This window comes from Micromonospora sp. LZ34 (genome assembly GCF_052981855.1).
In genome coordinates this window covers 1-12,607 of sequence record NZ_JBRIQN010000030.1, presented here as the reverse complement: position 1 = coordinate 12,607, position 12,607 = coordinate 1, and the positions used below count along the sequence as shown (strand labels likewise).

General features: G+C 72.5%; 12 protein-coding genes. 5 read left to right on the top strand and 7 right to left on the bottom strand.

Annotated features, from left to right (window positions below; all coding sequences use genetic code 11):
* Positions 1-5: 5 nt before the first annotated feature.
* Positions 6-461 carry a DUF2550 domain-containing protein gene (locus ACVCAH_RS26170; RefSeq protein WP_447138868.1) on the top strand — a complete coding sequence of 152 codons (456 nt, stop codon included), beginning with the start codon at positions 6-8 and terminating at the stop codon, positions 459-461.
* A 134-nt stretch (positions 462-595) separates the two neighbouring features.
* On the opposite strand, the gene ACVCAH_RS26165 is transcribed toward ACVCAH_RS26170, so the two are convergent.
* On the bottom strand, positions 596-991 hold the full coding sequence (locus ACVCAH_RS26165) for a VOC family protein (protein WP_447138867.1): 396 nt from the start codon (positions 989-991) through the stop codon (positions 596-598).
* A gap of 23 nt (positions 992-1,014) precedes the next feature.
* The gene (locus ACVCAH_RS26160; protein ID WP_447138866.1) at positions 1,015-1,587 is read right to left on the bottom strand and encodes a cob(I)yrinic acid a,c-diamide adenosyltransferase; all 573 of its coding nucleotides are present in this window, start codon (positions 1,585-1,587) and stop codon (positions 1,015-1,017) included.
* On the opposite strand from ACVCAH_RS26160, the gene murA reads away from it, so the two are divergent.
* A complete protein-coding gene (murA, locus tag ACVCAH_RS26155) occupies positions 1,586-3,028 on the top strand; it encodes a UDP-N-acetylglucosamine 1-carboxyvinyltransferase (protein ID WP_447138865.1) in 1,443 nt (480 codons plus the stop codon). The genes ACVCAH_RS26160 and murA overlap by 2 nt on opposite strands.
* Before the next feature lie 72 nt (positions 3,029-3,100).
* Complete coding sequence (locus tag ACVCAH_RS26150; protein WP_447138864.1) at positions 3,101-3,949, top strand: 3-hydroxyacyl-CoA dehydrogenase family protein; 849 nt, start codon at positions 3,101-3,103, stop codon at positions 3,947-3,949.
* A gap of 34 nt (positions 3,950-3,983) precedes the next feature.
* Here the strand turns inward: ACVCAH_RS26150 and ACVCAH_RS26145 are convergent, their stop codons facing one another.
* On the bottom strand, positions 3,984-5,168 hold the full coding sequence (locus ACVCAH_RS26145; protein WP_447138863.1) for an MFS transporter: 1,185 nt from the start codon (positions 5,166-5,168) through the stop codon (positions 3,984-3,986).
* A gap of 58 nt (positions 5,169-5,226) precedes the next feature.
* Between ACVCAH_RS26145 and ACVCAH_RS26140 the strand changes: the two genes are divergently transcribed.
* Positions 5,227-6,180: an ArsR/SmtB family transcription factor gene (locus tag ACVCAH_RS26140; protein ID WP_447138862.1), complete on the top strand. Its 954-nt coding sequence runs from the start codon at positions 5,227-5,229 to the stop codon at positions 6,178-6,180.
* A gap of 43 nt (positions 6,181-6,223) precedes the next feature.
* Here the strand turns inward: ACVCAH_RS26140 and ACVCAH_RS26135 are convergent, their stop codons facing one another.
* Both ACVCAH_RS26135 and ACVCAH_RS26130 read right to left on the bottom strand, forming a co-directional pair.
* Positions 6,224-7,066: an ABC transporter permease gene (locus tag ACVCAH_RS26135; protein WP_447138861.1), complete on the bottom strand. Its 843-nt coding sequence runs from the start codon at positions 7,064-7,066 to the stop codon at positions 6,224-6,226.
* Positions 7,063-7,911 (bottom strand): ABC transporter ATP-binding protein, encoded by an 849-nt coding sequence (locus ACVCAH_RS26130; RefSeq protein WP_447138860.1) that lies wholly within the window; start codon positions 7,909-7,911, stop codon positions 7,063-7,065. The genes ACVCAH_RS26135 and ACVCAH_RS26130 overlap by 4 nt, the downstream gene beginning before the upstream one ends.
* 151 nt (positions 7,912-8,062) lie before the next feature.
* On the opposite strand from ACVCAH_RS26130, the gene ACVCAH_RS26125 reads away from it, so the two are divergent.
* On the top strand, positions 8,063-10,069 hold the full coding sequence (locus ACVCAH_RS26125) for a protein meaA (protein WP_447138859.1): 2,007 nt from the start codon (positions 8,063-8,065) through the stop codon (positions 10,067-10,069).
* A 75-nt stretch (positions 10,070-10,144) separates the two neighbouring features.
* Here the strand turns inward: ACVCAH_RS26125 and ACVCAH_RS26120 are convergent, their stop codons facing one another.
* Together ACVCAH_RS26120 and ACVCAH_RS26115 are read right to left on the bottom strand one after the other, a co-directional pair.
* Entirely contained in the window at positions 10,145-10,444 is a 300-nt protein-coding gene (locus tag ACVCAH_RS26120; RefSeq protein WP_447138858.1) for a DUF1540 domain-containing protein, read from the bottom strand.
* A 59-nt stretch (positions 10,445-10,503) separates the two neighbouring features.
* On the bottom strand, positions 10,504-11,418 hold the full coding sequence (locus tag ACVCAH_RS26115; RefSeq protein WP_447138857.1) for a polysaccharide deacetylase family protein: 915 nt from the start codon (positions 11,416-11,418) through the stop codon (positions 10,504-10,506).
* Positions 11,419-12,607: the final 1,189 nt, after the last annotated feature.

Sequence of the window (12,607 nt, the reverse complement as noted above, 5' to 3'; positions counted from 1 at the left end):
CGCCGATGGAGATCGTCGAAGGGATCGGAATCGGCTTCGCCGTCATCCTCGGCGCGCTGTTGATCCTCTTCGTCCGGCGAGCCCTGGTCACCCGTAGCGGTGGCATCATCCGGCTCAGCGTCCGGGTCTCCACCATGCTCGACGGCCGCGGCTGGTCGCCCGGCTTCGGGCGGTTCGTCGGCGACGAGCTCCGCTGGTACCGGATGTTCAGCTTCGCGCTGCGACCCAAGCGGGTGCTCTCCCGCAAGGGGCTCGCGGTGGAGCGGCGCCGGCTCCCCGAGGGGCAGGAGCGTCTCTCCATGCCCGCCGACTGGGTCATCCTCCGGTGCACCAGTCACCACGCTCCGGTCGAGATCGCCATGGCGCGATCCACGGTCACCGGATTCCTCTCCTGGCTCGAGGCCGCCCCGCCCGGGGCGGTCTCGCCACGTCTGGCCTCCCAGGACTGGCCCGCGGCCTGAGGCCGCCCGGCCTCCGTGTTTCCGGGGAGCCCACTCCGCTCCGGGCGGTCAGGCTTGATCCCTCCGCGGGGCGGGCTCCCCGGAAACACCTCACCTTGCCAGGCGCGTCCTCAGGTGCCTTCTATCTCGCACCGTCACCGGTCGGCGGCCGCGACCAGTTCGACCTCGTACCCCTGGTTGTCGGTGAGGTAGCCGGCGTAGGTCTGCGGGCCGCCGGCGTGCGGGTGCCGGTCCGGGAAGAGCAGCGTCCAGCCGTACGCCGGCGCGACCGCCACCAGCCGGTCCACGGCGGCCGGCGGGCCGGCGTGGAAGGCCAGGTGGTTGAGGCCGGGGGCGAGCCGGTCGTGCCGCCGCCCGGAGAGCGCGGGGGACTCCTCCAGGACCAGGTAGGTCGAGCCGAGCCGCCAGGAGCGGCCGGCCGGCCACTCCTGGAACGGCGTCCAGCCCAGCTCACCGAGGAGCCAACCCCAGCTGTGGCGGGCGGCGGCCAGGTCGGGCACCCAGACCTCGACGTGGTGCAACGTGCCCACGCCGGGCGTCGGCGGTCGCGCGGTCAGCGGTCACCGCCGGGAACCCATAGCACATCTCCGTCCGGATTTGCCGTTCTTGCCAGGATAAAGAGCAAATCGGAGAGCCGGTTGAGATACTTTGCCGGAAGAGGGCTGGTCCGGTCGGGGTCGTGGCCGACCAGGGCCCACGCCGCACGCTCGGCGCGTCGGGCGGTCGTCCGCGCCACGTGCAGCAGCGCCGCGCCCGCGGTGCCGCCGGGGAGGATGAAGGAGTCCAGCTTGCGCAGGCGTGCGTTGTACTCGTCGCACCAGCCCTCGAGGCGCTCCACGTACTCCTCGGTCACCCGCAGCGGCGGGTACTTCGGGTCCGGCTCGACCGGGGTGGCCAGGTCGGCGCCCACGTCGAACAGGTCGTTCTGGATGGACCCGAGCACCGTCCGCAGCTCCTCGTCGAGCTGGCCGAGGGCCAGCGCGACGCCGATCGCCGCGTTGCACTCGTCGACGTCCGCGTACGCGGCGATCCGGGGATCGGTCTTCGGCACCTGCTCGTTGTTGCTCAGCCTGGTCATGCCGGCGTCGCCGGCCTTGGTGTAGATGCGCGTGAGGTGGACGGCCATGACGCACAGCCTACGGATACCGGACCTGACGATCCCGGCGCGGCCGGACACCGCCGCCGGGTGGCCGGCCGGGTTCGGCCCCGGCGGCGCGGGCGCCCCGGCGGTCAACGACGTCGACGTGATCCGGGTGCCCGGTGACGCCCGGCTGGCCGGCACGGTGCACGTGGTGGGCGCCAAGAACTCGGCGCTGAAGCTGATGGCGGCGGCCCTGCTCGCGCCCGGCCCCAGCGTGATCACCAACGTGCCCCGGATCACCGACATCGCGATCATGGGGGAGGTGCTCCGCCGGCTCGGCTGCGCGGTGAGCTTCGACGCCGACGACCCGGTCGACCCGATGGTCGCCCGGGGCGGGGTGGCCCGCTCCCGGTCGGTCACCATCGACGTGCCCGAGCAGCCGGGCGCGGAGGCCGACTACGACCTGGTCCGCCGGCTGCGCGCGTCGATCTGCGTGCTCGGTCCGCTGCTCGCCCGGCGCGGGTACGTGCGGGTCGCCCACCCGGGCGGCGACGCGATCGGCTCCCGCGGCCTGGACATGCACATCTCCGGGCTGACCCGGATGGGCGCCGAGATCTCCGGCGAACACGGCTTCGTGATCGCCGCCGCGCCGCACGGCCTGCACGGGGCCGACATCGTGCTGGACTTCCCCAGCGTCGGGGCGACGGAGAACCTGGTGATGGCGGCGGTGCTGGCCCGCGGGGCGAGCGTGATCGACAACGCCGCGCGGGAACCGGAGATCGTCGACATCTGCACCATGCTCAACCAGATGGGCGCGCGGATCACCGGGGCCGGCACCTCGACCCTGCACATCGAGGGCGTGCCCGACCTGCGGCCGGTGCGGCACGCCACGGTGGGGGACCGGATCGTCGCCGGCACCTGGGCCTTCGGCGCGGCGATGACCCGGGGTGACGTGACGGTGACCGGGGTGGACCCGACGTTCCTGGAGGTCGCGCTGGACAAGCTGGTGTCCGCCGGCGGCCTGGTGGAGACGCGGTCGGGCGCCTTCCGGATCCGGATGGACGACCGGCCCATCGCGGTGGACGTGGTGACCCTGCCCTATCCCGGCTTCGCCACCGACCTGCTGCCGATGGCGATCGGGCTGGCGGCGGTCAGCGACGGCGCCTCGCTGATCACCGAGAACATCTTCGACGGGCGGTTCATGTTCGCCAACGAGATGATGCGGCTCGGCGCGGACATCAAGACCGACGGGCACCATGCCGTGGTCCGTGGCCGGGAGCGGCTCTCCGGCGCCCCGGTTCGCGCCACCGACATCCGGGCCGGCGCCGGGCTGATCATCGCCGGGCTCTGCGCCGACGGGGTCACCGAGGTCTCCCATGTGCACCACGTGGATCGCGGCTACCCGGACTTCGTGGCCGACCTGCGGGCGCTCGGCGTCGAGGTGGAGCGGGGCACCGCCCCGGAGGAGCCGGCGGTCGCCATCTGAGGGCCTTAGCAGTCGTTCAGGCTCGCCGACTAGGGTGCTGACAGACACTCATTCAGGCGAGGGAGTAAGCAGATGGCGGGTCGACTCGCGGTCGTCGGGGCCGGGCTGATGGGCTCGGGAATCGCCCAGGTGGCGGCGCAGGCGGGCTGGCAGGTGACGCTGCGGGACCTGGACGACGCGGCCACCCGGCGCGGGCTGGACGGCATCCGGAAGTCGCTGGAGAAGTTCGCCGAGAAGGGCAAGATCGAGGCGTCCGACGTCGAGGCGGCGCTCGGCCGGATCACCCCGACCACCGACCTGGAGGCGGTCGCGGACGCCGACATCGTGGTCGAGGCGGTCTTCGAGCGGCTGGACGTCAAGCACGAGGTGTTCCGGGCGCTGGACAAGATCTGCAAGTCGGACGCGGTGCTGGCCACCAACACCTCGGCCATCCCGGTGACCCAGATCGCCGCGGTCACCGAGCGCCCCGAGGCCGTGGTCGGTACGCACTTCTTCTCGCCGGTGCCGATGATGAAGCTCTGCGAGCTGGTCCGCGGCTACAAGACCAGCGACGAGACGCTGGCCACCGTGAAGGCGTTCGCCGAGGAGATCGGCAAGACGGTGGTCGTGGTGAACCGGGACATCGCCGGCTTCGTCACCACCCGGCTGATCGCCGCGCTGGTGGTCGAGGCGGTCAAGCTGGTCGAGTCCGGCGTGGTCTCGGCGGAGGACCTGGACACCGCGTGCCGGCTCGGCTTCGGTCACGCCATGGGCCCGCTGGCCACCACCGACCTGACCGGCGTGGACGTGCTGCTGCACGCCTCGAAGAACATCTACACCGACACCGCCGACGAGAAGTTCTTCCCGCCGGAGCTGCTCCAGCGCATGGTCACCGCCGGCGACCTGGGCCGCAAGACCGGCAAGGGCTTCTACACGTACTGACGGGCACCCGGGTGCGGTGGCGTTCGCCGGCCGCTCAGCGGACCGCTCCCGCCGGCGCGGGGGCGGTCCGCCGCAGCCCGGCAGTGAGCGCGAGCGTGGCCGCCAGCGACGCCCCGGCCAGCAGCCCGACGGCCGAGTTCGCCGGGACCAGGTCCGCGACCGTGCCGGCGAGCGCGGCGCACACCGCCTGCCCGGCCAGCATGCCGTTGTGGTGCAGGCCGAGCACCTGACCGCGGGCCTCGGCTGGCGAGTGGGCGATCAGCCGCTCCTGCAACGGCAGCCCGGCGGCGAAGCCGACCGAGGCGATCAGCGCGACGACCATGGCCAGTGGTAGCGGCGGCGACAGCAGGAAGACCAGATAGGGGACGGCGAGCAGCAACCGCAGTCCGGGAATCCACCGTTCCCGGCGGGCTCCGGTCAGGAACCGCCCCACCACCACGTCCCCGGTCAGCATGCCGAGGGCGGCGGCGGCGAACAGGAAGCCGGCGCGATCACCGGCGTACGGGACGAAGAGCGCCTCGCACCCGACGATCAGACCGCCGGGTACCCACAGGTTCAAGAAGAGCGACCGGCGGCCCGGGTCCGCCCAGAGTTCCCTGTTCACCCGCGCGGTGCGCGCGATCGAAGTCCGCTCGGTGACCCGGACCGGGCGTTCGGAGAGCCCGAACCAGCCCACCGCAGCGGCCACCGCCCGCAGAACCGCGGCGAGCAGGAACACCTGGTACGGGCTCAGCCAGACGAGCAGGGCGCCGGCCAGCCCGAATCCGGCGATCTGCATCACCCCGACGCTCGTGTTCATGGTGGCCCGGGCCAGTACGTAGGCATTGGCCGGCAGGATGTCGGTGAGCAGCGCCCACCTGGCCCCGCCGGTGATCGAGCCGACGTACGCGCTGACGAAGATGATCGTGAAGCGGGCCCACAGCGGCAGCCCGGGCACGGCCTGCACCGCCGCTCCGACGGTGACCAGCACCGCGGCGAGGGTCAGCGCCCGGCGGGGCGGCAGGCTGTCCGCGGCCGACAGCAACGTCAGGCTGCCGAGCACGCCGGCCAGCGGTGCGCCGAACATACTCAGCGCGGTGAGCAGCGCCGAGCCGGTCGACGCGTAGGTCAACGCGCCCAGCGCCAGCGCTGACGTGGTGTGCGCTGCGATCCCGGCGCAGTTGGCCAGGAACAGGTTGCGGAACTCACGGGCCGCGAACAGGTCTGCGTACGTTCTCACGGGCACGATCGTGTGGGGCGCCCGGTGGATCTCGTAGAGTTACGTCTGGAGGCGAAACGTGGGCGTCTGGCAGGTGCCATCGGATCTGCTCGCGCGCAGCCGCTTCACGGTCTCGCCGATGGTCGACACGGTGGCCGCGCTGCGCGCGCTGTACGACCCGCGCAGTCCCTGGCAGCGGGCCTGGCGAGGGCCCCACATCGAGGCGTTCCGGCGGATGCTGGCCGCCCGGCCCGTGGCCCGGGCGCTGCTGCCCGCGTCGTTCAACCCCCGCTGGACCGCGGACTTCCTCACCATCGCGCCCGCCTCGCCGGAACCGACGTTCCCGGCGGAGCTGGCGGCCGTGGGGCGGTTGTCCGACGAGCGGATCCGGGCCGACCTGCGGGCCACCCGCCCGGAGCCGCTCGCCGCCGAGTTGCTGGCGGACGGTCTCACCGGGCAGGTGGTGGAGCTGCTCGACTGGGTCTGGACGCACACCGTCGAGCCGGAGTGGCCGGAGCGGGAACGCCGGCTCCGGGCGGACATCGTGGCCCGCACCGCCGCGTTGAGCGCGGGCGGCTGGGCCGGGGTCTTCGCCGACCTCAACCACAACATGCGCTGGCTGGGCGACGGTCGTCTCCAGGTCAACGACTACTCGGAGCCGTCGCTGTCGCTGGACGAGGCCGAGCAGTTGGTCTTCCTCCCGGCGCACTGCCGTCGCGGCTGGGTGGTCTGGGACAAGCCGACCCGGTTCGGGATGGTGTATCCGGCGCGCGGGATCCTGGTCGATCCCACCTCACCGGCACCCGACGGGCTCGCCCGGCTGATCGGCGCGAACCGGGCCAACATCCTCGCCAGGCTGGACGCGCCGCTGAGCACCTCGCAGCTCGTGGTGGTGACCGGGCTGTCCCTCGGGACGGTGAGCGACCACCTGCGGGTGCTGCTGGACGCGGGCGCCGTCAGCAAGCGGCGGTCCGGGCGCGAGGTGCTCTACTGGCGTACGCCGCTCGGCGTCGCGCTCGCCGCCGGCGGGTGAGCGGGGTCGCCCGGCCGGTGGCGCCGGGGCCGCCCCGCCGGGGTCAGCCGTCGCGCTTGGTGGTCCAGCGGAAGGTGGTCAGGCAGAGCACCAGGCCGATCACGCACCACGCGGCGAGCACCAGGGCGACCCGGCCCAGCTCGAACGAGCCGGCCGGCTCCTGCCCGCCGAAGCTCTCCGGCAGGAAGACCGACCGCAGCCCCTGGCACATCCACTTCAGCGGGAAGAGCGCCGCCACCTGCTGCATCCAGGACGGCAGCTCGGTGAAGACGAAGAACACCCCGGAGATGAACTGGAGCACCAGGGCGACCGGGGTGACCACCGCCGAGCCGCTGCGCGCGGTGCGGGCCAGCGACGAGATGGCGATGCCGCAGAGGGTGCAGGCGGTCACGCCGAGCACCGAGACCCAGCCGAAGGTGAGCCACTGCGTGGCGGTGCCGGGCAGGTCCAGGTCGAACAGCGCCACCGAGACGGCCAGCAGCAGCACGGTCTCGGCGACGCCGATGGCGACCACCATCAGCACCTTCCCGGCGAACCACACCCACTTCGGCATCGGCGTGCCCCGGTAGCGCTTGAGCACTCCCCGGTCACGCTCGATCGGGATCCAGATGCCGAGGTTCTGGAAGCTCACCGTCATCAGGCCGGTGGCGATCATGCCGGTGATGAAGTACTGGGTGTAGCTGACCCCGGGGGCGATCTCGTCGTTGAAGATCGCCGCGAAGATCAGGATCATGATGACCGGGAAGCCCATCGTGAACACGACGGACTCCCGGCTGCGCAGGAACTGGGTGATCTCCAGCCGGCCCTGCCGCGCGGCGAGGGCCACCGGGCCCCGCCGCCGGACGCCCGCGGCGGCCGGCGCGGCCGGCTTCATGGTGGCGGTCATGAGTGTCCGATCATGGTCAGGTAGATGTCCTCCAGGGTCGGCCGGGTCACCGTGAGGCCGGGCACCTCGCCGCCGTAGCGCGCGGCCAACTCCGCCACCAGCGCCGTCGGCGTCGCGCTCTCGACGCTCTCCAGCGTCCCCTTCGGCGTACGCCAGGAGACCGTCGCCAGCGCCTCCTGCCGGTTGCCGAGCCGGTTCGGCGCGGCGACCTCGACCAGCCGGCCGTCCGCGATCACCCCGACCCGGTCGGCCAGCGCCTCGGCCTCGTCCAGGTAGTGGGTGGTGAGCACGATGGTGGTGCCGGCCGCGGCCAGGTCCCGGATCAGCTCCCAGAACTCCCGCCGCGCCTCTGGGTCGAAACCGGTGGTCGGCTCGTCGAGGAAGAGCAGCTCGGGCCGGCCGACGATGCCGAGCGCCACGTCGAGCCGGCGCTTCTGCCCACCGGAGAGGGTGTGCGTCCGGGCCTTCGCCTTGCCGGCCAGGCCGACCCGCTCGACGACCTTGTCCGGGTCGTCGGCGTCGGCGTAGAAGCCGGCGAAGTGGCGCACCACCTCGCCGACGGTCAGCTCGTCGAACTCGCCGGTGCCCTGGAGCACGATGCCCACCCGGGAGCGCCAGTCCGCGGCCGGCTGGGCCGGGTCGCTGCCGAGCACCGACACCTCGCCCGCGTCGCGCCGCCGGAAACCCTCCAGGATCTCCACGGTGGTGGTCTTGCCCGCGCCGTTCGGGCCGAGCAGGGCGAACACCTCGCCCCGGTGCACGTCGAGGTCGACGCCCGCCACCGCGACGGTGTCCCCGTACGCCTTGCGCAGCCCCCGGACGGAGATCGCGAGCTCGTCATCCATGCCGTCAAGTGTGCGACCTGGCGGTGGGCCCGGCCCGGCCGGGGTGTGGTGGTCCGCGCCATGTCGGGCCCTTGCCACCCCGACGTCCGCTCCATGGAGCTGTGTGGTTTTCCACAGCCCAGGTGACTGAACGGTAACTTAGACTCCGGCCATGGACGAGAAGGCTTCCCCCGGCCGGCTGCCCGAGCGCGACCGCCCCTGGGTGATGCGCACGTACGCCGGGCACTCCTCGGCCACCGCGACCAACGCCCTCTTCCGTCGCAACCTGGCCAAGGGGCAGACCGGCCTGTCGGTCGCCTTCGATCTGCCCACGCAGACCGGTTACGACCCCGACCACGAACTGGCCGCCGGCGAAGTCGGCCGGGTCGGCGTGCCGGTCGCCCACCTCGGCGACATGCGGGCCCTCTTCGACGGCATCCCGCTGGCCGAGATGAACACCTCGATGACCATCAACGCGCCGGCGATGTGGCTGCTCGCCCTCTACGGCACGGTCGGCGCGGAGCAGGGCGCCGAGCTGGCCCGCTGCGCCGGCACGACGCAGAACGACATCATCAAGGAGTACCTGTCCCGGGGGACGTACATCTTCCCGCCCGCGGCGTCGCTGCGGCTCACCGCCGACGTCATCGCGTACACGCTGGCCGAGATGCCGCGCTGGAACCCGGTCAACATCTGCTCGTACCACCTGCAGGAGGCCGGCGCGACGCCGGTGCAGGAGGTCGGCTTCGCGCTGGCCACCGCGGTCGCCGTGCTGGACGCGGTGCGCGACTCCGGTCAGGTGCCCGCCGAACGGATGGGCGACGTGGTGCAGCGGATCTCGTTCTTCGTCAACGCCGGGGTGCGCTTCGTCGAGGAGATCGCCAAGATGCGCGCCTTCGGCGCGCTCTGGGACGAGATCACCCGGGACCGGTACGGCGTCGCCGCGGAGAAGCAGCGCCGGTTCCGCTACGGCGTGCAGGTCAACTCGCTCGGCCTGACCGAGGCGCAGCCGGAGAACAACATCCAGCGCATCGTGCTGGAGATGCTCGGCGTCACTCTCTCCCGGGACGCCCGGGCCCGGGCCGTGCAGCTGCCCGCCTGGAACGAGGCGCTCGGCCTGCCCCGGCCGTGGGACCAGCAGTGGTCGCTGCGCATGCAGCAGGTCCTGGCGTACGAGTCGGACCTGCTCGAATACCCGGACCTGTTCGCCGGCTCGCACGTGATGACCGCGCTGGTCGACGAGATCGTCACCGGCGCCCGGGTCGAGCTGGAGAAGGTGCTGGAGATGGGCGGCGTGGTCGCCGCCGTGGAGACCGGCTACCTGAAGAGCGCCCTGGTCGCCTCGCTGGCCGAGCGGCGTCGCCGGATGGAGGCCGGCACCGACGTGGTGGTCGGCGTCAACCGGTTCACCGAGACCGAGCCGTCGCCGCTGACCGCGGCCGGGGCCGAGGCGATCGAGCAGGTGGACCCGGCGGTGGAGAAGTCCGCCGCGGCCGCCGTACGCGAGTGGCGGGCCAACCGGGACGCCGCCGCCGTCGACGCGGCCCTGGCCCGGCTGCGCGCGGACGCCGCGACCAGCGCGAACCTGATGCCGGCGACGCTGGAGTGCGTGCGGGCCGGGGTGACCACCGGCGAGTGGGCCGGCGCGCTGCGGCAGGTCTTCGGCGAGTACCGGGCGCCGACCGGGCTGGCCGGCGGCGCCGGGGCGGGCGCGGACGTCGGGCTGGCCGCGGTGCGCGAACGGGTCACCGCCACCGCCCGCGAGCTGGGCAGCGCCCGGCTGCGGCTGCTGGTCGGCAAGCCCGGCCTGGACGGGCACTCCAACGGCGCCGAGCAGATCGCGGTACGCGCCCGGGACGCCGGCTTCGAGGTGGTCTACCAGGGCATCCGGCTGACCGCCGGGCAGATCGTCGCGGCCGCCGTCGAGGAGGACGTGGACCTGGTCGGGCTCTCGGTGCTCTCCGGCTCGCACCTGGCCGCGGTGCCGGCGGTGCTGGACGGGCTGCGCGCCGCCGGCCGGCCGGACCTGCCCGTGGTGGTCGGCGGCATCATCCCCACGGCCGACGCGGAGCAGTTGCGCGCCGCCGGGGTGGCCCGGGTCTTCACGCCGAAGGACTTCGCCCTCACCGGCATCATCGACGAGTTGGTGACCGTGGTGCGGGAGGCCAACGGCCTGCGCTGAGACCCCCGCCGTCACCGACCACCGGGGCGGTGGCGGCGGGTCAGCGCTCTTTCCCGCCGATGTCGTGCGGTGGGGTCAGCGCTGGTCGTAGGTGATGCAGTCGGCCATGTCGTTGTCCGGGCCGACCTTGATCGCCGGCGCGTGGCACTCCAACTGGTCGTTGTGCCGGCAGTCGGCGCGCTGGCAGGCACCGACCTGCGCGATGAGGCCGTCCACGCCGGCCCGGACGGCGGGCATCTCGATGAACGTGCGGCAGTGCGCGTGGTCCATGCTGCCGATCGTGATGGCGAACGCGTGGCAGTCGCCGGTGTGGTTGTAGCCGCAGGCCACGACCACGCACTCCTGGACCCGGGGCATCTCCATCGCTGCGGTCATGCCGACCTCCTCTAGTCTTGCCTGAATCCTAGGCATTTGCCGGCATTCGTGATCTGGTTTCAGCTCTGCCCGAGCACCTCCGAGAGCGGGGCCGGCTCCAGGCCACGCTCGGCCAGCCCGGCCAGGATGTGCGGCAGGGCCTCGTCGGTCATCGGCGCGTTCGCCTCCGTCACGTGCAGGATGATCACGGAACCTGGGCGGACCCCGTCCAGCGCCGCCCGCACCACCGGTCGCCAGGACTTCGCGAACGGGTCGCCGCTCACCACGTCGCCGTCCACCACGGTCAGCCCCAGTGGCGCCAGCGCGGTCAGGGCGGCCCGGTCGTGGCACAGGCCCGGGAAGCGGAAGTAGCGGGTCTGCCTCCCGCCGTACGCGGCCACCAGATCGAAGGTCCGGGCCACGTCGGTGGTCATCTCCCGGGCGGGGATCCGGGGCAGTCCGTAGCAGTCCGGCGTGAAGGCCAGATGCCCGTACGTGTGGTTGGCCAACTCGAAGCGCGGGTTCGCGGCGAGCCGTCGGGTCACCGCCGGGTACTGCTCGACCCACTGGCCGGTCAGGAAGAAGGTGGCCGGCACGTGCTCCCGCTCCAGCAGGTCGATGATCTTCAGGTTCGCGTACGACCGCACGGCCCCGCTGCGCAACTGGCGCCGCATCGCGTCGGTCATGTCCGCGTCGAAGGTCAGCGCCACCTTGTTCCCGGTACGCGGCCCGTGGTCGACGACGGGTGGCCGGGTCCCGGGCGGCGTCGCCCCCGGGACGGTCGCGCCGGGCGCCGCTGTGTCCGGTTCCGGCGCTGCCGGAGTCGGCGAGGCGGCCGCTGCCGGGGACTGCGCAGACGGCCCGGCTGACGGGATCCGGACGATGCCGGCGCTGGCGGGCGCGCGGAGCTGACTCGGGGCGACCAGCAGGGCCGCCGCCGCGACGACGGCGGCGAGGGTCACGAGGAGCGGGACGCGGAAGATCTTCACGGGCACCGGGAGATGATCTCAGTGCCGGCGCGGTACGTGGGGGCGCACCGAAACCGGCGGACCCAGCCGAAATCAACCGCAACCAGCACACCAACGCCGCATGACGAAGCCGCCGGGCCAAACCACAGGACCGCACAGACCCATTCGGCCGCGACGGCGGACAGCGGTCGGTGGCGGTTTGGGGTGTGGCCCGCCGTGCCCGGCTCCGGGCGGTCAGGCTTGATCCCTGCGCCGGGCACGGCGGGCCACACCCGCGTCGTGGTCCCGGGCCCGTCCGATCCCGCAGGTCCGTCCCGCTTGGGTCCACCTGCGCCGGATCGCCGGCTGTCGGGCGAGATCCACTCGATGTGCGGCAACGTGCGGTGTCCGCCGTAACCGGACACCGCGACCTACCGCACGTGGAGTCGATCTCGACCCGGCATACCGCCCATCGAGGGCCGATCAGGTGGCGGCGGTGGCCCTCGTGGGCCGGCGCAGCCGCACCCGCCCTACTCCCGTCGGCGGGTGGGGCGTGTCGTCATGGGTCGGCATGCCGACCTGGCGGGCGTGATACCTGAGAGGCATTTTGATGACTCTGAGGTATCGCGCCCGTTCCGCTATGGCCCCTGCGTGCCGGGGTCGATGCCGTCGGACGAGCCCCTGCGCGGTAATCGGGCACGATGCCCAGAACCGGTGCGATCTCGTGGCGTCGTGCGCCCGAGTGGGGTGGCTGTCCGGTTTGTGGGTGTGACCGGCGCATCTGGGTGGTGGAATCGGGGCCGGGTCGGGGGCGTTGCATCATGCGGACGATCGAGCAAGCGCCCACGCCGCGTGATCGGGTGCGGGGCCGGGCCGCGGAATGATGGCGGCCGGCCGGTCGTTACATCCCCCGGACGATCGCAGCAACGAACCCCGTCGGCCGAGCCGGTGAGGGTCCGGGCCCCGGAATGATGGCGGGCCGCCGGTCGTTACACACAGTCCCGGCGCGGCAAGGGCATCCCCCGCCCGCGAGCGTGTGCCGGATCTTTTCCCCCAAGTCTTTGAGCGCCGGACGGTGCTTGCGTCTCCATGCCCACCCCCCTGGGCTGGTGGCGCCAACCCCCAAGGAGCTTTCATCGTGAACACGATTCTGCGTAAGAGCGTGCTGGGTGTTGCTGGTCTGGCGTTTGCCGGTGGTGTGTTCGCCGGTCCGGCTACCGCGCAGGCTGCTCCGGTC